At 65.8% G+C, this 18,399-nt stretch carries 15 protein-coding genes; 6 read left to right on the forward strand and 9 right to left on the reverse strand.

From position 1 onward, the window contains the following. Positions 1-75 precede the first annotated feature (75 nt). The 5 genes from aceE (at position 76) to ACSQ27_RS04480 (ending at position 8,774) form a co-directional block, all read left to right on the forward strand. Entirely contained in the window at positions 76-2,811 is a 2,736-nt protein-coding gene (aceE, locus tag ACSQ27_RS04460; RefSeq protein WP_436154256.1) for a pyruvate dehydrogenase (acetyl-transferring), homodimeric type, read from the forward strand. Between the two features lie 52 nt (positions 2,812-2,863). Next, positions 2,864-4,534, forward strand: a complete 1,671-nt coding sequence (gene aceF / locus ACSQ27_RS04465; protein ID WP_436154257.1) for a dihydrolipoyllysine-residue acetyltransferase — start codon at positions 2,864-2,866, stop codon at positions 4,532-4,534. A 6-nt stretch (positions 4,535-4,540) separates the two neighbouring features. Further along, a complete protein-coding gene (locus ACSQ27_RS04470) occupies positions 4,541-5,131 on the forward strand; it encodes an MFS transporter (protein WP_436154258.1) in 591 nt (196 codons plus the stop codon). Beyond that, the gene (gene lpdA, locus ACSQ27_RS04475) at positions 5,128-6,966 is read left to right on the forward strand and encodes a dihydrolipoyl dehydrogenase (protein WP_436154259.1); all 1,839 of its coding nucleotides are present in this window, start codon (positions 5,128-5,130) and stop codon (positions 6,964-6,966) included. The genes ACSQ27_RS04470 and lpdA overlap by 4 nt, the downstream gene beginning before the upstream one ends. A gap of 413 nt (positions 6,967-7,379) precedes the next feature. Next, on the forward strand, positions 7,380-8,774 hold the full coding sequence (locus ACSQ27_RS04480; RefSeq protein ID WP_436154260.1) for a reverse transcriptase family protein: 1,395 nt from the start codon (positions 7,380-7,382) through the stop codon (positions 8,772-8,774). Here the strand turns inward: ACSQ27_RS04480 and soxA are convergent. The 9 genes from soxA to ACSQ27_RS04525 form a co-directional block, all read right to left on the reverse strand. Then, entirely contained in the window at positions 8,771-9,559 is a 789-nt protein-coding gene (gene soxA, locus ACSQ27_RS04485; protein WP_436154261.1) for a sulfur oxidation c-type cytochrome SoxA, read from the reverse strand. The genes ACSQ27_RS04480 and soxA overlap by 4 nt on opposite strands. Further along, a complete protein-coding gene (gene soxZ / locus ACSQ27_RS04490; RefSeq protein ID WP_436154262.1) occupies positions 9,556-9,879 on the reverse strand; it encodes a thiosulfate oxidation carrier complex protein SoxZ in 324 nt (107 codons plus the stop codon). The genes soxA and soxZ overlap by 4 nt, the downstream gene beginning before the upstream one ends. Position 9,880: 1 nt before the next feature. After that, entirely contained in the window at positions 9,881-10,351 is a 471-nt protein-coding gene (locus ACSQ27_RS04495; protein WP_436154263.1) for a SoxY-related AACIE arm protein, read from the reverse strand. Positions 10,352-10,359: 8 nt separating this feature from the next. Next, on the reverse strand, positions 10,360-10,812 hold the full coding sequence (soxX, locus tag ACSQ27_RS04500; RefSeq protein WP_436154264.1) for a sulfur oxidation c-type cytochrome SoxX: 453 nt from the start codon (positions 10,810-10,812) through the stop codon (positions 10,360-10,362). Further along, positions 10,809-13,025 carry a molybdopterin cofactor-binding domain-containing protein gene (locus tag ACSQ27_RS04505; RefSeq protein WP_436154265.1) on the reverse strand — a complete coding sequence of 739 codons (2,217 nt, stop codon included), beginning with the start codon at positions 13,023-13,025 and terminating at the stop codon, positions 10,809-10,811. Before ACSQ27_RS04505 ends, soxX begins: the two co-directional genes overlap by 4 nt. Next, positions 13,022-13,525, reverse strand: coding sequence for a (2Fe-2S)-binding protein (locus ACSQ27_RS04510; protein WP_436154266.1), 504 nt, complete (start codon positions 13,523-13,525; stop codon positions 13,022-13,024). The genes ACSQ27_RS04505 and ACSQ27_RS04510 overlap by 4 nt, the downstream gene beginning before the upstream one ends. A gap of 158 nt (positions 13,526-13,683) precedes the next feature. Next, positions 13,684-14,802, reverse strand: coding sequence for a winged helix DNA-binding domain-containing protein (locus ACSQ27_RS04515; RefSeq protein ID WP_436154267.1), 1,119 nt, complete (start codon positions 14,800-14,802; stop codon positions 13,684-13,686). A gap of 2 nt (positions 14,803-14,804) precedes the next feature. Then, positions 14,805-15,722 (reverse strand): glycosyltransferase family protein, encoded by a 918-nt coding sequence (locus tag ACSQ27_RS04520; protein ID WP_436154268.1) that lies wholly within the window; start codon positions 15,720-15,722, stop codon positions 14,805-14,807. An 83-nt stretch (positions 15,723-15,805) separates the two neighbouring features. Further along, a complete protein-coding gene (locus ACSQ27_RS04525) occupies positions 15,806-16,216 on the reverse strand; it encodes a VOC family protein (protein ID WP_436154269.1) in 411 nt (136 codons plus the stop codon). A 446-nt stretch (positions 16,217-16,662) separates the two neighbouring features. Between ACSQ27_RS04525 and ACSQ27_RS04530 the strand changes: the two genes are divergently transcribed. Continuing rightward, positions 16,663-18,369 (forward strand): ShlB/FhaC/HecB family hemolysin secretion/activation protein, encoded by a 1,707-nt coding sequence (locus tag ACSQ27_RS04530; RefSeq protein ID WP_436154270.1) that lies wholly within the window; start codon positions 16,663-16,665, stop codon positions 18,367-18,369. Positions 18,370-18,399: the final 30 nt, after the last annotated feature.

Here is an 18,399-nt window from a genome sequence, read left to right on the forward strand (position 1 = left end):
AGGCTCTGCGCGCGGCTCGACAAGAGGCCGTAGCGCAGGTTAACAAAGCTTTATCAGGCTACTCAGGAGACAAAAATGGCTGCCAATCCCACCCAAGCCGGCGACAACTTGCGCGCCGCCGCCAACGATGCGCTGGACAAAGACAGCCAGGAAACCCGCGAATGGATGGACGCCTTGTCCGCCGTCATCGAAAGCGAGGGCCCGGAGCGCGCCCATTTCCTGTTGGAGCAACTGCTGGAGCACGCCCGCCAGAAGAGCATCGACATGCCTTTCTCGGCCAACACCGGCTACGTCAACACCATTGAGACCGACCAGGAAGAGCGCTCGCCCGGCAATCTCGAGATCGAGGAGCGCCTGCGCGCCTACATGCGCTGGAACGCCATGGCCATGGTGGTCAAGGCCAACCGCCTGCACCCCGCCGACGGCGGCGACCTGGGCGGCCACATCGGCTCCTTCGCCTCGCTGGCCAGCCTGTTCGGCGCGGGCTTCAACCACTTCTGGCACGCCGAGAGCAATGAACCGGGTAAAGAGCACGGCGGCGACTGCCTCTACATCCAGGGCCACGTGTCGCCCGGCGTCTATGCCCGCGCCTACCTCGAAGGCCGCCTGACCGAAGAGCAACTGCTCAACTTCCGCCAGGAAGTCGACGGCAAGGGCCTGTCCAGCTATCCGCATCCCAAGCTGATGCCCGAGTTCTGGCAGTTCCCCACCGTCTCCATGGGCCTGGGCCCGCTGATGGCGATCTACCAGGCGCGTTTCCTCAAGTACCTGCATGCCCGCGGCATCGCCAACACCGAAAACCGCAAGGTCTGGGCCTTCCTCGGCGACGGCGAGATGGACGAAGTCGAGTCCATGGGCGCCATCGGCCTGGCCGCGCGCGAGAAGCTCGACAACCTGGTCTTCGTCATCAACTGCAACCTGCAGCGCCTGGACGGCCCGGTGCGCGGCAACGGCAAGATCATCCAGGAGCTCGAAGGCGAGTTCCGCGGCGCCGGCTGGAACGTCATCAAGCTGCTCTGGGGCAGCAACTGGGACCCATTGCTCGCCCGCGACAAGGACGGCGCGCTCAAGAAGGTCATGATGGACACGCTGGACGGCGACTACCAGGCCATGAAGGCCAATGACGGCGCCTACGTGCGCAAGCATTTCTTCGGCCAGGACCCGCGCACGCTCGAGATGGTCGCCAAGATGAGCGACGAGGACATTTTCAACCTGCGCCGCGGCGGCCACGATTCGCAAAAGGTCTATGCGGCCTTCCACAAGGCGGTCAACCACAAGGGCCAGCCCACCGTCCTGCTGATCAAGACCGTCAAGGGCTTCGGCATGGGCAAGATCGGCGAAGGCAAGAACAACGTCCACCAGACCAAAAAACTGGCCGACGAAGACATCAAGGCCTTCCGCGACCGCTTCAACATCCCGATCCCCGACAGCCAGCTGGCCGACATCCCCTTCTACAAGCCGGCCGAAGACACGCCCGAGATGCGCTACCTGCACGAGCGCCGCAAGGCCCTGGGCGGCTACCTGCCGCACCGCCGCGTCAAGGCCGACGAGCAGTTCACCGTGCCCGCGCTGGAGACCTTCAAGTCGGTGATCGAGCCCACGGCAGAAGGCCGCGAAATCTCCACCACCCAGGCCTATGTGCGCTTCCTCACGCAGCTGCTGCGTGACCAGGCCCTGGGCCCGCGCGTGGTGCCCATCCTGGTCGACGAGGCCCGCACCTTCGGCATGGAAGGCCTGTTCCGCCAGATCGGCATCTACAACCCTGACGGCCAGAAATACACGCCGGTCGACAAAGACCAGGTGATGTACTACAAGGAAGACAAACAGGGCCAGATCCTGCAGGAAGGCATCAACGAAGCCGGCGGCATGAGCAGCTGGATCGCGGCGGCCACCTCGTACAGCACCAACAACCGCATCATGGTGCCGTTCTACGTGTACTACTCGATGTTCGGCTTCCAGCGCATCGGCGACCTGGCCTGGGCGGCCGGCGACATGCAGGCGCGCGGCTTCCTGCTGGGCGGCACCTCGGGCCGCACCACGCTCAACGGCGAAGGCCTGCAGCACGAAGACGGCCACAGCCACATCCTGGCCGGCACCATCCCCAACTGCATCAGCTACGACCCGACCTTCGCGCACGAAGTCGGCGTCATCCTGCACCACGGCCTCAAGCGCATGGTCGAGAAGCAGGACAACGTTTATTTCTACATCACGCTGCTCAATGAGAACTACGCCATGCCCGGCCTCAAGCCCGGCACCGAAGAGCAGATCATCAAGGGCATGTACCTGTGCAAGGAAGGCGCGAAACTCACGCCGCGCGTCCAGCTGCTGGGCTCCGGCACCATCCTGCGCGAGTCCATCGCCGCGCAGGAACTGCTCGAAAAAGAGTGGGGCGTTGCCGCCAACGTCTGGAGCTGCCCGAGCTTCAACGAACTGGCCCGCGACGGCCAGAGCGCCGAGCGCTGGAGCCTGCTGCACCCGGCCGAAAAAGCCAAGGTGCCGTTTGTCGCCGAGCAGCTTGAAAAGCACACCGGCCCCGTCATCGCCTCGACCGACTACATGAAGGCCTACGCCGAGCAGATCCGCTCCTTCATCCCCAAGGGCCGCACCTTCAAGGTGCTGGGCACCGACGGTTTCGGCCGCAGCGACTTCCGCAGCAAGCTGCGCGAGCACTTCGAGATCAACCGCCACTACATCGTCGTGGCGGCCCTGAAGGCGCTCAGCGAAGAGGGCACGGTGCCCGTCGCCAAGGTGAGCGAAGCCATCAAGAAGTACGGCATCAATGTCGACAAAATCAATCCGCTTTACGCTTGAGTTAAAACCCTGACGTAGACGCACAGACGCCTGAAGCAAACGGAGACAAGATATGGCAGTGGTAGACATTCAAGTTCCTGATATCGGGGATTTCGACGAAGTGACGGTGATCGAATTGCTGGTCAAGCCCGGCGACACCGTCAAGGCAGAGCAATCGCTGATCACCGTGGAGTCCGACAAGGCCTCCATGGAAATCCCTTCCAGCCACGCCGGTGTGGTCAAGGAACTGCGGGTCAAGCTCGACGACAAGGTCAAGCAGGGCTCGGTCGTGCTGACGCTGGAAGTCGCGGGGGCCGAAGCCGCTGCTGCACCAGCTCCAGCGCCGGCTGCGGCGGCAAAACCCGCTGCTGCGCCTGCCGCCCCCGCGGCCAGCGCGCCGGCACCGGCGCCCGCCGCCGCACCTTCCGCCTCCGGACCCGTCGAAGTCCGCGTGCCCGACATCGGCGACTTCAAGGACGTGTCCGTCATTGAAATCCTGGTCAAGCCCGGCGACACCATCAAGGCTGAGCAATCGTTGATCACCGTCGAATCCGACAAGGCCTCGATGGAAATCCCGTCGTCCGCCGCCGGCGTGCTCAAGGAGCTCAAGGTCAAGATGGGCGACGTCGTCAACATCGGCGACCTGCTGGCCGAGCTGGAAGGCTCTGTTGCCACCGCAGCGCCCGCTGCCGCACCGGCACCCGCGGCGCCTGCAGCCGCTTCGGCACCTGCCACGGCGTCCGCGCCTGCGCCTGCCGCCGTACCCGCCGCCAGCCAGCCCGCCCACGACCCCACCACCGCCCCCCAGGGCAGCCTGCCGCATGCCTCGCCCTCGGTGCGCAAGTTCGCGCGCGAACTCGGCGTGCCGCTGGCCGAAGTCAAGGGTTCGGGCCCCAAGGGCCGCATCACGCAGGACGACGTGCAGGCCTTCACCAAGTCGGTGATGGACGGCAGCGTCCGCACCCAGGCGCAGGCCGCCAGGGCGCCCGCGTCTTCGGGCGGCGGGGCAGGGCTGGACCTGCTGCCATGGCCCAAGGTCGACTTCACCAAGTTTGGCCCGGTCGAGCGCAAGGACATGTCGCGCATCAAGAAGATCAGCGGCGCCAACCTGCACCGCAACTGGGTGATGATCCCGCACGTCTGCAACCACGACGATGCCGACATCACCGAACTCGAAGCCTTCCGCGTGCTCATGAACAAGGAAAACGAGAAAGCCGGCATCAAGATCACCATGCTGGCCTTCCTGATCAAGGCCTCGGTCGCCGCGCTCAAGAAATTCCCCGAGTTCAACGCCTCGCTCGACGGCGACCAGCTGGTGCTCAAGCAGTACTACAACGTCGCCTTCGCCGCCGACACCCCCAACGGCCTGGTCGTCCCCGTCATCAAGAACGCCGACCAGAAGGGCATCGTGCAGATCTCGCAAGAGATGGGCGAGCTCGCCAAGAAGGCGCGCGACGGCAAGCTGAGCCCGGCCGACATGTCCGGCGCCTGCTTCACGATCTCCTCGCTGGGCGGCATAGGCGGGCGCTACTTCACGCCCATCATCAACGCGCCTGAAGTCGCCATCCTGGGCGTCTGCAAAAGCTCGACCGAGCCGGTCTGGGACGGCAAGGCCTTCCAGCCTCGCTTGATGCTGCCGCTGTCGCTGAGCTGGGACCACCGCGTGATCGACGGCGCCGCCGCCGCGCGCTTCAATGCCTACCTGGGCCAGATCCTGGGCGACTTCCGCCGCGTCCTCCTCTAATCAAAGATGACAACGCTAGTAGTCGTCAAAAAAGCGGGGCAGGTTGCCATCGCCGCCGACACGCTGGTCACCTTCGGCGACACCCGCCTGGGCCAGCGTTTCGAGGCCAACAGCAAGATCTTCAAGGTCGACACGCCCGCCGGCCTGAGCTACGTCGGCATGGCCGGCACGGTCGCGCATTTCCCGGTGCTGCGCAAGGCCATGGCGGCCTTGCCCAAGGACCAGCTCAAGCTGGGTTCGCGCGACGAGGTGTTCGACACCTTCGTCAAGCTGCACCCGCTGCTCAAGGAGACGTTCTTCCTGCAGACCAAGGAAGACGACAACGACCCCTATGAGTCCAGCCAGTTCACCGTCGTCATCGCCAACGCCAGCGGCATCTACGGCCTCTACAGCTACCGCGAAGTCTTCGAGTTCAAGGAATTCTGGGGCATAGGCTCGGGCCGCAGCTTCGCGCTGGGCGCCATGCATGCCGCCTGGGACAAAGCCAAGACCGCGCGCGAAGTGGCCATGGCCGGCCTCAACGCGGGCTGCGAGTTCGACAAGAACTCCGCAGGCCCCGTCGACATATTCACCCTTAAATTGAAAGCCTCCAAATGAGCGCATCCAGCCTGGTAGACATCAAGGTGCCGGACATTGGCGATTTTGACGAAGTGTCCGTGATTGAAGTGCTGGTCAAGCCCGGCGACACCATCAAGGCCGAGCAAAGCCTGATCACCGTGGAAAGCGACAAGGCATCCATGGAAATCCCGTCCTCCGCCGCCGGCGTGGTCAAGGAAGTCAAGGTCAAGCTCGGCGACAAGGTCAAGCAAGGGTCCGTGGTGCTGACACTGGAAGCTTCCGGCGCCGCTGCGGCTGCGCCCGCACCCGCGCCGGAGAAGAAGCCGGCTGCGGCCCCTGCGCCCGCACCGGCTGCCAGCGCGCCCGCCGCGCCCGCGCCAGCGGCCGCCAGCTTCAGCGGCTCCGCCGACCTCGACTGCGACGTGCTGGTGCTCGGCGCCGGCCCCGGCGGTTATTCGGCCGCCTTCCGCGCCGCCGACCTGGGCCTGAAGGTCGTGCTGGTCGAGCGCTATGCCACGCTGGGCGGCGTCTGCCTCAACGTGGGTTGCATTCCCTCCAAGGCGCTGCTGCACGTGGCCGCCGTGATGGATGAGGTCAAGCATTTCGACAGCCTGGGTGTGAGTTTTGGTGAACCCAAGCTCGACATCAACAAACTGCGCACGCACAAGGAAAAAGTCGTCGGCAAGCTCACCGGCGGGCTGACGGCCATGGCCAAGATGCGCAAGGTCACCGTGGTGCGCGGCCTGGGCCAGTTTGTCGGTGCCCATCACCTGGAGGTTGAAGAGACCACCGGCAACGCGCAGGAAAAGTCGGGCAAAAAACAAACCATCGCCTTCAAGAACTGCATCATTGCCGCCGGCTCGCAAGCGGTGCGCCTGCCTTTCATGCCGGTCGATCCGCGTGTGGTGGACTCCACCGGCGCGCTGGACCTCAAGGAAGTTCCCAAACGCATGCTGATCCTGGGCGGCGGCATCATAGGCCTCGAAATGGGCACCGTGTACTCCACCCTGGGTGCGCGCCTCGACGTGGTCGAGATGATGGACGGCCTGATGCAGGGCGCCGACCGCGACCTCGTCAAGGTCTGGCAGAAGATGAACGCGCCGCGTTTCGACAACATCATGCTCAAGACCAAAACCGTGGGTGCCAAGGCGACCAAGGCCGGCATCGAGGTCACGTTTGAAGGCGAGGGCGCCCCGGCGCCGCAGACCTACGACCTGGTGCTGCAGGCCGTGGGCCGCACGCCCAACGGCAAGAAGATCGCCGCCGACAAGGCCGGCATCAGCGTGAGCGACCGCGGCTTCATCCCCGTCGACATCCAGATGCGCACCAACGTGCCCCACATCTTCGCCATCGGCGACATCGTGGGCCAGCCCATGCTCGCGCACAAGGCCGTGCACGAAGCGCACGTGGCCGCCGAGGTCATCGCCGGCGAACTGCAAGGCAACAAGGAACTCGCCAGCGCTGCCTTCAACGCGCGCGTGATCCCCAGCGTCGCCTATACCGACCCCGAAATCGCCTGGGTGGGCCTCACCGAGGACCAGGCCAAGGCACAGGGCATCAAGGTCAAGAAAGGGCTCTTCCCCTGGACGGCGTCCGGGCGTGCCATCGCCAACGGCCGCGACGAAGGTTTCACCAAGCTGCTGTTTGACGACAGCCCTGAAGCGCACGGCCACGGCAAGATACTCGGTGGCGGCATCGTCGGAACGCATGCCGGCGACATGATCGGCGAAATCGCGCTGGCCATCGAGATGGGCGCCGACGCCGTCGACATCGGCAAGACGATACACCCGCACCCCACGCTGGGCGAAAGCATGGGCATGGCGGCGGAAGTGGCGCACGGCAGCTGCACGGACTTGCCGCCTGCGCGGAAGTAAGCCGCGCAGCACGCAGCACGCAGCAAAAAGCCCGGGTGTCCCGGGCTTTTTTTTGCCTGAACTTTGAATGGCAGCGACGGCCAGCGGAATCTGAGCTACTTTTTTTCACGTGCAGGGGGCAGACGACAAAAGCATTCTCTTGTTGTTTTGCGGTCACCGCAGCGCCGAAGAGTCATTTGTTGCGCAGGCAGACCATTAGAATTTCCACGACGCCAGCATTCCAAGTGTTGCGAGCGGGACGCGATTCGTTGCTGCCTGTCCGCACCATGGGGTACCCCCATGGTTTTTTTGTACGTTGATATTTCGGCGCGTGAGCTGCACGCGCATTCTGCGCGCAGGGCTCACGCAGGACCTGCTGGTTGGGATGCCGGCGTCAACCCAATTCCATGCGAGAAGCCAGCTCCCGACATTTGATGACACGCGGCCTTGCTCGCGCACTGCTCGCCGATGCGGGCAAGCCGGGCGGCACCAGCTTGCGCGCGCTTCAGGCCAGGGCTGCGGCAGCGCTCGGGCAACGCCCCGCCTGGCTCCGGCAGGTGCTTGAAGCGCTGGCCGTCCTGTCCCCCATCACCTGGCAAAAATTCGACGTCACCTCGCTGGCGCGGCGGCTGGAAGAGTTGCCTGCCTTTGCCCTGGCCTTCAGCGAGGAAGACGACGAAGACCCAGAGGATTCCAATGAGCCGCAAGCCCCGCAGTTGGGCGACGACCGGGATGATCCCCAGCCCGAAAGGCCGCCGCGCATCCGCCGGCTGATCCTGCGTCCGGCAGTGATGCGGCCCCGGCCGTTGGGGCTGGAAGCTTGCACCTTGCCCGACATTCCCACGGATGCGGACCTGGCGCGCTGGCTCCAGCTCTCACGCGAGCAATTGCACTGGCTGGCCCCGGCGACGCCGCGAGTTGTCGAGCACTATCGCTATAGCCTGCAGGCCAAGCAGGCAGGCGGGCTGCGTTTGCTGGAGACACCCAAGGCCGAACTCAAGCGTGTGCAGCGCCACATCCTGCACACGCTGCTGGACCAGGTACCTGTGCATGAGGCCGCGCACGGCTTCACCGCCGGCCGTTCCGTCAAAACTCATGCGGCGGCCCATGTGGGGCAAGCGGTGGTGATCCGTTTTGACTTACGCGATTTCTTTGGCAGCGTAGGAGCCGCGCATGTCAACGCCGTTTGGCGCACGCTGGGTTACCCCGAAGGCGTGGCGCGAAGCCTCACCACGCTGTGCACACACCGCACGGCGGAAATGGTCGTCGAGCGCTTGCGCGACGACGGCGGGCTGGATTGGATGGGTGCCAAGCGCCTTGTTTCCGCGCATTTGCCGCAGGGCGCGCCGACCTCTCCGGCACTGGCCAACCTCTGTGCTTTCAATCTTGATTTGCGGCTTGAGGGATTGGCCTGGGTGTTTGGCGCGAGTTATACGCGCTATGCCGATGACCTGGTATTTTCGGGTCCGGAGTCGCTGCGCCGGCAGTTTCGCGCCTTGCACGCCTGGGTCGCGGAGATCGTCCGCGATGAAGGTTTTACCCTGCACCCCGACAAGACGCGTTGCCTGCCTCGGCATCAACGCCAGCGCGTGACCGGGGTCGTGGTTAACGTTCGTCCGAATGTGCCGCGGGATGATTTCGATCGACTTAAAGCGTGTTTGCATCAAAGTGTGCTGCACGGGCCTGCGTCGCAAAACAAGGAGCAGCTTGCCGACTTTCGTTCGCACCTGCTGGGCCGGATCGGCTGGGTCGGACAGTTCAGCAGGACGCGCCAGGCCAGGCTGATGCGTCTGTTTGAACAGATCGACTGGCAAGCTGAGCGCCTCTAGGGCCGAACCCCTGGAGATTCCATGCGCATTCCCTGCGCTCGCCGATTCAGATACAGCTCCAGCTCCACCAGCTCCTGCGCACCATACGCATAGGGTTGGGCGCGCACGCCGCTCATGCAGCCGCGCAGGCGGCGCTGCAGCGAGCCCAACGCCTGCCATTCGAGCCGGTACACCGGGTAGCCCGTGGGGTGCGCTTCGGGAATCAGGCTGCCGGCCAGGCGCCCGCCGGCCAGGCTGTCATGGCATTGCGCGCAGGACAGGTTCAGCTGGCCGATGCGCTGCGCGAACAGCTGCTGCCCGCGCTGGCGGAAGGGCTCCAGCCTGGCATCGTCGGGCGGCGCCAGCGGCAGGCCGCGCGACTGCAGCGCGACGTAAGCTTCCAGGCCCAGCAGTTCGGCGCTTTCTGCGCGTAGCGGTGCGGCCTGCTGATGCTGCTGCCGGCATTGGTTGATGCGCTGGCCCAGGGTGAGGGGGCGGCCCAGCGGGGTGTCGAACGCCGGGTAGCGCGCCGCCACGCCGCGCATGCTGCTCTGGGCCGCTGCATGGCAGCTGATGCAGGCCTTGCCGCTGGCGCCCGCCGGCTGTTTCCACAGCGCCTCGCCGTCCTTGACCCACAGCATGCCGGGATTGAGCGCATCGTCTTTCTGCATGGCCTGGGTGGAGGCGCCCATGTCCTCGAAGCCCGAGCGGCGTGTGTCTTTGCCCGGCGCGGTTTGTGCGCCTGCGTGGGTGATCAGCAGGCCCACCAGGAGGCTTGATAACAGGCCTTGCAAGAAATGCCTCATGGCAAGACGGTCAGGCTGATGCTTTCCGTCTGCGTGAAACCGTTGTCGCCTTCCCAGTTGAGCACCAGCGTACCGCTGTCGGTGGCCACGGTGTGGAAGGCGATGTAGGGGTTGGCCGAGACGGCTGAAAACAGCTCGGCGCTGAAGACCAGTCCGCCGTTGTAGCGGCAACTGAAAGCCTGGATGATGTTGCGCGGCAAGACCTTGCCGTCCTCGCCGGCGCGAAAGCCGGTTTCCATGGGGTGGCCTATGGTGGCGCGGATCTCGATGACCTCGCCGCGCCTGGCCCTGGTGGGTGCGTTGATCAGGGTGCGGGCCATGTCAAGGCTCTCCCTCGATGCAAGCTGCCAAGGTGACGATCACATTGACCGTGTGCGACCAGTAGCTGCCGTCGCTCATCTGCGCCACCGCCACCAGCTGCTGCGAAGTGGCCAGCCGTATGCGCGTGGTCACGGCGGCCTTGCCGGCGCGCGGCCCCAGGGTGAAGCGGGCGACGTCGCGCTGGGGATTTTTCTCGTTGAAGACGGCAATGCTTTTCACGTGGTCGGCGGCCGTCATGGGGCTGTCCACCGTGACGGTGATGGGCACCACATTGCCGTTGTCCACCAGCTCGGCCACGTCGAGCTTGACCTTGCCCGCGCGTACCGGCGCGCCCTGGGTGTAGGCGCTGATGGCCACCGCCAGGTCGCCCGCGGCGGCGGAGGCCGGCCGCAGCACGACGCTGGCGGCCACGCCGGCGGCGCCTGCCAGGATATGGCGTCGGTTGAGCGGGGAAGCGTTGGTGATCGTCATGGCTTGTCTCAGTTGCGCAGCGTGCGCAAGTAGGCCACCACGTCCTCGATCTGCTGGGCGTCCAGGATGGGCTTGCCCTGCCAGGCGGCCCCCACGCGCGCCAGGCCTTCGCTGCGGTAATAGGCGGGCATGATGCTGGCCGGGTTCAGGCGCTGTGCGTCGGCGATGCGCAGGCGCAGCTGGCCTTCGTTCCAGCGCGTGCCCGCGCCGGCCAGGTCGGGCGCCAGGTTGCCCTGGAAGCGCTCTTCGGGAATCGGCCCGGTATGGCACAGCAGGCACAGGCCCAGCTGGCGGTTGGCGACGATGGCGCGGCCGCGCGCCGGGTCGCCGGGCGTGGCCGTCAGCGCCTGCGGGATGGCATCGCCAACCACCTGCAGCGGCGGCACTGCCGCCGGCTGCGCGAAGCTGGTCCAGGGCGCCATCATCATCATCCCGCCGGCGACGGCCCCTTGCCAGTTCATGCCTTCTTGAGGTCGTGGTTCTTCAGCGGCAGGTCGCGTATGCGTTTGCCCGTCGCCGCGAACACGGCATTCAGGACGGCGGGCGCGGCGACCGCGATCGTCGGTTCACCGACGCCGCCCCAGAAGCCGCCCGAAGCCACGATGAGGGTTTCCACCGCCGGCATGTGCTGCATCTGCACGACGGGGTAGGTGCTGAAGTTGTCCTGCTCCATGCGCCCGTCTTTCTGCGTGCATTCGCCGAACAGGGCCGCCGACAGGCCATAGGCGAAAGAGCCTTCGACTTGCGCCTCGATCTGCTGCGGGTTGACGGCGTAACCCGGATCGGTGGCGGCCACGATGCGGTGCACCTTGAGCACGCCGTCCGGGCTCACCGACACCTCGGCGCAGGCCGCCACATAGCTGCCGAAGCCCATGGTCTGGGCCAGGCCGCGAAACACCTTCTGGCCGCCCACGTCGGGCGGCGGCACATTCCATTTGACGCGTTCGGCCACGGCGTTGAGAACGGCCAGGTGCTTGGGGTGGCTGCCCATGAGTTTACGGCGCAAGGCCAGCGGGTCTTGCTGGGTGGCAAACGCGATCTCGTCGATGAAGGATTCGAGGTAGATGGTGTTCTGGTTCAGGTTCACGCCGCGCCAGAAGCCGGGCGGCACGCTGGGGTTGCGCATCGCGTGGTCGATCAGCAGGTTGGGGAAGCTGTAGCCTATGGAGGCTTCAGGCCCGGGCGCGTTCAGGCCCTGGAATTGCACGGGATCCAGCCCGTTCTTGATGTTTTGCGGAAACACGCCGGCCAGGATGGACTGGCCCGAGATGCGCATGTGCAGGGCCGTGACGTTGCCCTGCGCGTCCAGCCCGGCCTGCAGCTTGCACTGCGTGACCGGGTGGTAGCGGCCGTGCAGCATGTCTTCCTCGCGCGACCACAGCAGCTTGACCGGCACGCCCGGCATCTGCTTGGCGATGTCGACGGCCTGGCGCACCCAGTCGTGCACCGCGCCGCGCCGCCCGAAGCCGCCGCCCAGGTGGATTTTGTAGACCTCGCACTTGCCGACCGGCAGCCCCGCCGCTTCGGAGGCGGCGGCCAGCGCCGCTTCGCCGTTCTGGGTGGGCGTCCAGACCTCGCAGCGCTCAGGCGTCCAGCGCGCCGTCGCGTTCATGGGCTCCATGGTCGCGTGGTTCTGGTGCGGGTAGGAGTACACCGCTTCGATGCGCCTGGCGGCCGACGCCAGCGCGGCCTTGGCGTCGCCGTTCTGGTTGCCGACGACCGCGTCGTTCGCGTCCAGCCCGGCCTTGAGCATCTGCGCCACGCTGGCGCTGGAGTTGGCGGCATTCGGGCCGTTGTCCCATTCGATGGGCAGCGCGTCGAGCGCGGTCTTGGCGCGCCACCAGGTGTCGGCGACGACGGCCACCGCGCTGTCCCCGACGGCCAGCACCTTCTTCACACCCGGGCGCTTTTCGATGGCGGCGGCATTGAAGCTCTTGACCTTGCCGCCGAACACCGGGCAGTCCTTGATGGCCGCATTGAGCATGCCGGGGAGCTTGAGGTCGGCGCCGTAGACCTGCTTGCCCGTGACCTTGTCCGTGGTGTCCAGGCGCGCCAGGCGCTTGCCCACGAGCTTCCAGTCTTTCGGATCCTTGAGCTTGGGCTCGGCGGGCGGCGCCACCTTGGCCGCCGCAAGCGCCACCTTGCCGTAGCTGGTCTTGCGGCCCGACGGCGTGTGGGTGATCACGCTGCTGGCCGCCGTGCATTCGGCCGCCGGCACTTTCCATTCGTCCGCCGCGGCCTGCACCAGCATCATGCGGGCGGTGGCACCGCCCTTGCGCACGTAGTCGTGCGACTCGCGGATGCCGCGGCTGCCGCCGGTGGAGAAATTGCCCCAGGCGCGGTTGCGCGCGAGGTTCTGCCCCGGTGTCGGGTATTCGGTGGTGACTTTGGCCCAGTTGCATTCCAGCTCTTCGGCCACCAGCTGCGCCAGGCCGGTCAGGCTGCCCTGGCCCATTTCAGAGCGGGCGATGCGGATGATGACGGTGTCGTCGGGACGCACCACGACCCAGGCGTTGATCTCCGGCGCGTCGGCGCCCTGGGCCGCGGCCGTGCCGGCGAAGGGAATGTGGAAACCGACCACCAGGCCGGCCGACGCGCCCGAGGCGAGGAAGCGGCGGCGCGACAGGCCGCGCGATGTGGAAGCGGATGAGGAGGGCAGGGTGGTCGTGCTCATGTCGTGCTCCCGTCGGTGTGCTGGATGGCGAGCGCCGCGCTCTTGGTGCTACCGCCCGCGGCAACGACCTTGATGGCGGCACGGATGCGGTTGTAGGTGCCGCATCGGCAGATGTTGGTCATCGCCTCGTTGATGTCGGCATCCGTCGGGTTCGGCTTGGCCTTGAGCAGCGCCGCCGCCGTCATCACCATGCCGCACTGGCAGTAGCCGCACTGCGGAACGTCCAGCGCCACCCAGGCCTTCTGCACCGGGTGCGAACCGTCGGGCGACAGGCCTTCGATGGTCACGATTTTTTCGGTGGCGCTCACCGTGGAGACGGGCCGCACGCAGCTGCGTGTCGGCACGCCGTCGATGTGCACGGTGCAGGCGCCGCAGGCCGCGATACCGCAGCCGTATTTGGTGCCGGTGAGCCCGAGCTGCTCGCGCAGGACCCACAGCAGCGGTGTGTCGTCCTCCACTTCAAACTCACGCACGGTACCGTTGACGTTCAGCTTTGTCATGGATGCGCTCCTCAATATCTGAAGGAAGGATGGGCCGACTAGGACTGGGGCGATAGTAGCGCCGGCGCAAGGCAGATGCACCCGGGACTTCTATACCTGAGTAATGTGCTGACCTGGCGCGAATCATAAAGTTCGACCGGGTAAACCCTTGTGATGTCTCAGCCCACTTCCCCGAGCGGGAGGGCCATGAAGTCCGCGTAGCGCTGTGCTGCAAGCCGCAGCACGCCGCCGCTGCCGCGCGGCAGCGGCGCGAAAGGCGCGGTGCTGATGTTGAGCGCGCCCTTTTTGAGCTCCGCCTGCCACGTGCCGGCGACGCGGCCGCCGAGCAGCAAAGCCGGGCGGAACAGGCCGTTGGGTGTCATGAGTTTGGCCGCATGCGCGGGGTCGACGATGGCCTGGCGGTCCGTGTAGCCCAGCACGTACTCGTCAAAGCCCGCCAGCAACTGCAGCGCCGGCTTGCCGGCCGACTGCACAGGTACCGGTGTGCGTTTGGACCACCACACGGTACTGCCCTCAAACAGTGCATGCGTGAGGCCGGGCGCGGCCATCTCCAGCGCCGTCCTGGCTTCGCTGGCCACCAGCCCAGACCACCAGGTGAAATCGGCCAGCGTAGCGGGGCCGTGGCTGGCGAAGTAGCGCTGCGCCAGTTGCTGGAGCGCATCCTCGCGAGGTAATTCAGCTTCGAGCGGCAGCCATTCATCAAGCAAGGTGTAGCGCGCCTGCTTGCCCTGCGGATCGCCCAGGCAGAGCAGCCCGGTCTGGGCCGCGCGGTACAGGATGCGCCCGCCGCGATGGCCTTCGGTGTTGATGCGGCGCTGCGCGAGCGCGGCAAAAAGTTCTACGCGCGTGAGCTGCCGGCCGCCCTCCAGGCACTCGCGCAGGGCCGGAAGGATTTTTCGGAAAGCGGCTTCATCGAGATTGACTTCGCGGTAGGCGGCCGCGGTACGGGTCAGCAAGGCCGGCGCGGCCAGGGCCAGCATCCAGCGCAGTTCGGCCGCCGCAACAATGTGCAGCGTGCCGCGCAAGACCCAGCTGCGCACCAGCTTGCGCTGGGCCAGTGCCTGTTCGACGGCCGCGTCGCTGATGGCGGCATCGCCTGTGAAGCGTGAACCGACGGCCCAGCGGGCATGGGCGTATTCCTGTGCCTGCACGGCGCCCAGCCATTGCACGGCCTGCTCGACCCGCTTGAACGGGGCCGGCTTTGAAGACAGGGCAGGCGCCAGGCGGTGGCTGGCCAGCCGCAGCGCGATCAGTTCCTGCCGGGAGATCTCCGCCATGCTCAGGCGATGCTTTCCATCATCGCCAGCATGCGGCCCTGCCATGCCGCCGGCGAAAAGCGCTCGCGCAGCAAGGCCTGCGAGGCGCGCACCATGGCTTCGCGCCGCGGCACGTCGGCCAGCAGTTCCGCGCAGGCCCACGGCAGGTCTTGCAGTTCGGCCATGGCCAGGTGCACGCCGGGCTGGATGCCGAAATCCTCCCAGCCTTCAAAGCTGTCGGACACCACGGCCGTGCCGGCCGCCCAGGCCTCAAAGGTGCGGAACTGGTCGAAGTAGTGCAGCTCGGCATCGGCATGGACGTTGAGGTGGATGCGCGCGCCGGCGCGGCAGGCATCCCGCGCCGCGCCCCAGAGGCCGCTCCAGATGAACTCGGCTTTCAGCGGCCTGCTTGTGTCATTCGCGAGGAACAGGCGCTCGGCCTCGCGCCGGCGTAGCGTGTCGCCGCCCAGCATGACGATGTCCCGGCTTCTCAACGCTTCGGCCAGCGGCTCACGCACGTGCTTGTCCGCCACGAGGTAGGGCAGGTGAAAGGTGGTGAGCGCCGGGAAATGCTGCGCGAGGTAGCGCGCGATGGCGGCGTCCATGGCCATCACGGCATGCAGGCCGGGCGCGATGGCATCGAACAGCCCGGCCTTGTAGCTGTGCACCGTGGCCGACGCGTCGCGCGTCAGCGGGTCGAACATCCAGAGCACGTGCTTGCCGTGCCGCGGCAGGCCTTGCCTGGCAAAGCGCGGAAGGGCGTAGATGCCGGCGATCAGCAGGTTGATGTCGCTGGGGCCGGCGTCGGGCAACGGCGCCTCGGTGCTGTTGCCCATGTCGATGAACTCGGCCTCGTGCCCGGCCTGCAGCAGCACGTCCATCCACAGGCGGGCGGCGCGGCCGAACAGGGTGTCGATGTCGGTATAGATGTGGACTCTCAATGCGCTTCCCGTTTTTTCTTGTGGCCTTCGCCGCTTATAGCGCAAATTCGCGGCGCGGCGGGAGCACGGAAAGCGCCGGCCGCTCACCAGGGGTTGTAGCTGCCTATGCTCCACAGGTGGCCTTCGGGGTCGCGGCAGCTGAAGCCGCGGCCGCCGTAGTTCTCGTCCTTGATGTCTATCACGATGGCGGCGCCCGCCGCCCTGGCGCGCGCATACGCGGCGTCGGCATCGCGCACGCAGACGTAGGCGCTTTGTGTCTCCACGCCGCCGAGTTCATCGGGCTGGCGTATCAGCTTGCCCCACTCGGTGGGCACCTTGCCCACCGAGCCCAGCATGACCATGCCGCCGTCCAGCGTGAGCTGCGCATGCGCGATGGAACCGTCGGGGTTGGGATAGGCCGCCTGTTTCTCAAAACCGAAAGCGCTGCACAGCCAGTCGATGGCGGCGGCCGCGTCGCGGTAGCGCAGGCAGGGAATGATGAGCGAGTTGGACATGGCGGGCTTCCTCAAGGCAAATCAAGGCAATGCCAATTTTCTACCTGTGGGCAAACAAGCATGCAAGCGCGAGGTGAATGCCGGCCAGGCAATTGGGCGGCGGCCCTGGCCCAAAACTTTACACAGCGCCCGGCAGTTTTTTAGAAATTTCCGGCTGGGGTGTCGGGGCAGCGGCGCCACTAAAAATACTTCGTAAGTAGTAGTTGATTGAAGCTGGAGGTGACAAAAGCGAGTTTTAGGTAAGCAGCTGTAAGTCGCAAGAGTTAATACTCAAAAAAGTGGGGAGGAACTGCTACACGAATTTTGGCGGAATTAATCACTTTTCCTGGCTTGTATCAAGTTTGACAATTGGTTACTGTGAATTAATTCACGGAAACGGGATGCCGTGAATGCCGCCTGTGATGTTGCAGCGGTGAATAAATCTTGATTTATAAGCAGGATGAACCATGAAGCGTACTGATGGCGTTGGCTTACACGACGTTCTTTCCCGTGTCTTTGCCTTGTGTCTGGTCATTCCGGCCGTCGCCTCGGCACAACAACCTCCTTCGACCATAGATCCAGGCCGGCTGAGAGAACGCTTCGATTTCCAGCCCGAGGCCGCACCCGCGGCACCGCCCACGCAAGTCAGGAGCGAGTCCGCCGAGCCCTTGCCGGATTCGCTCAAATCCATACGCGTCACGCTCAAGGAAGTCCGCATCGAGAGCGCCACCGTGCTGCCGGGCAACGTGCTGCAGGCGCGCGCCGACAGCTACACAGGGCGTGAGATCACGGGCAGCGACATCCTCCAGCTCGCGTCCTCGCTGACCGCCATGTACCGCAACGCGGGCTACATTCTTTCGCTGGTCGTGGTGCCGCCGCAATCGCTCGCGGACGGCACGCTGACCTTGCGTGTCATCGAGGGCTATATAGACCGTGTGAACGTCCAGGCCGGCCCCGGCGTCAGCGCCTCTGTGCAGGAGCAGTTGATGCGCATCGGCGAAAAAATCCAGGCCTCCAGGCCCATAGAGGGCCGCGTGCTGGAGCGCTACCTGCTGATCGCCAATGATTTTCCCGGCATCGAACTGCGCAGCGTGCTCGCGCCTTCGCAGGCCCCGGGCGCGGCCGACCTCACGCTGGTCGCCAGCGTGAAGCGCGTGGAGGGCTTTGCCTCCATCGACAACTACGGCTCCAAATACCTCGGCCCCGGCCAGCTGACGCTGGGTGTGGTCGGCAACCAGCTGCTGGGCGTGAACGACCAGTGGCGTTTTGTCGGCGTGGGCACCGGCAACTCCGAGATGGCCTATGCGCAGCTTTCCTACAGCCAGGTCGTGAGCACGGAAGGCCTCAGGCTTTCGGCATCCGTGTCCCAGGCGCGCACGCGGCCGGGCGACGTCCTCACGCCTTTTGACGTGCGCGGCAATGCCGACACGGTGTCGCTGTCCGCCGCCTATCCCTGGCTGCGCACCCGCAATGAAAGCCTGGTGGCGCGCCTGGCCTATGACCATTCCGATATCCAGACCGACATACTCGGCACCCGCGTGATCGAGGACCGCATACGCGCGCTGCGCCTGGGCCTGAGCTGGCGCCTGCTGGACCGCCTGGACGGGCAGAACGCGCTGGAGCTCGACTTCAGCCAGGGGGTGGGCGGCACCCAGGAGTCCGATCCGCTCAAGAGCCGGGTCGGCGCCAAGGGCGTGTTCAACAAGCTCACCTTCGACTACGAGCGCTCGCAGTTCCTGGGGCCGAATTTTTCGTTCACCGTGGGCGCGGGCGGGCAGTGGGCCAACACGCCGCTGCTGTCGTCCGAGCAGTACGCCCTGGGCGGGCGGCGCTTCGGCCGGGCCTACGAGCCGGCGGAACTGGTGGGCGAACGCGCCCTGGCTTTTCGCATCGAGCCGCGCTTTGTCGGCGCCGCCACGGGCATGCCGGGGCTCAGGTCCTGGCAGCTGTTCGGCTTCTATGACATCGGCAAGGTCTGGAAGGTCGGCAGCGTTTCGCCCGGCACGCCGGCCAGCCAGAGCCTGGCCTCCGCCGGCTTGGGCCTGCGCCTGTTCCTTGAAAAAAATGTGGTGGCCGCGATCGAGGCGGCCTGGCCGCTGACCAAATCCATCGCGAGCTACCAGTCTGATGGCAAGAACCCGCGGCTGATGGGTTCGCTGCTGGCGCGGTTCTGATGTTCGTTCGCTGAATTGGTCCCGATCGTT

Origin of the sequence: Polaromonas sp. LjRoot131 (assembly GCF_964252805.1) — a bacterium.
GTDB lineage: Bacteria > Pseudomonadota > Gammaproteobacteria > Burkholderiales > Burkholderiaceae_C > Polaromonas.

Excerpts from the sequence above, each read along its gene's own strand:
- lpdA (WP_436154259.1), top strand. The coding sequence starts at position 5,128 with ATGAGCGCATCCAGCCTGGTAGACATCAAGGTGCCGGACATTGGCGAT.
- aceF (WP_436154257.1), top strand. The coding sequence starts at position 2,864 with ATGGCAGTGGTAGACATTCAAGTTCCTGATATCGGGGATTTCGACGAA.
- ACSQ27_RS04480 (WP_436154260.1), top strand. The coding sequence starts at position 7,380 with ATGACACGCGGCCTTGCTCGCGCACTGCTCGCCGATGCGGGCAAGCCG.
- ACSQ27_RS04525 (WP_436154269.1), bottom strand. The coding sequence starts at position 16,216 with ATGTCCAACTCGCTCATCATTCCCTGCCTGCGCTACCGCGACGCGGCC.
- ACSQ27_RS04505 (WP_436154265.1), bottom strand. The coding sequence starts at position 13,025 with ATGAGCACGACCACCCTGCCCTCCTCATCCGCTTCCACATCGCGCGGC.
- ACSQ27_RS04495 (WP_436154263.1), bottom strand. The coding sequence starts at position 10,351 with ATGACGATCACCAACGCTTCCCCGCTCAACCGACGCCATATCCTGGCA.
- soxZ (WP_436154262.1), bottom strand. The coding sequence starts at position 9,879 with ATGGCCCGCACCCTGATCAACGCACCCACCAGGGCCAGGCGCGGCGAG.
- ACSQ27_RS04530 (WP_436154270.1), top strand. The coding sequence starts at position 16,663 with ATGAAGCGTACTGATGGCGTTGGCTTACACGACGTTCTTTCCCGTGTC.
- ACSQ27_RS04515 (WP_436154267.1), bottom strand. The coding sequence starts at position 14,802 with ATGGCGGAGATCTCCCGGCAGGAACTGATCGCGCTGCGGCTGGCCAGC.
- soxX (WP_436154264.1), bottom strand. The coding sequence starts at position 10,812 with ATGAACTGGCAAGGGGCCGTCGCCGGCGGGATGATGATGATGGCGCCC.
- soxA (WP_436154261.1), bottom strand. The coding sequence starts at position 9,559 with ATGAGGCATTTCTTGCAAGGCCTGTTATCAAGCCTCCTGGTGGGCCTG.
- ACSQ27_RS04510 (WP_436154266.1), bottom strand. The coding sequence starts at position 13,525 with ATGACAAAGCTGAACGTCAACGGTACCGTGCGTGAGTTTGAAGTGGAG.
- ACSQ27_RS04470 (WP_436154258.1), top strand. The coding sequence starts at position 4,541 with ATGACAACGCTAGTAGTCGTCAAAAAAGCGGGGCAGGTTGCCATCGCC.
- aceE (WP_436154256.1), top strand. The coding sequence starts at position 76 with ATGGCTGCCAATCCCACCCAAGCCGGCGACAACTTGCGCGCCGCCGCC.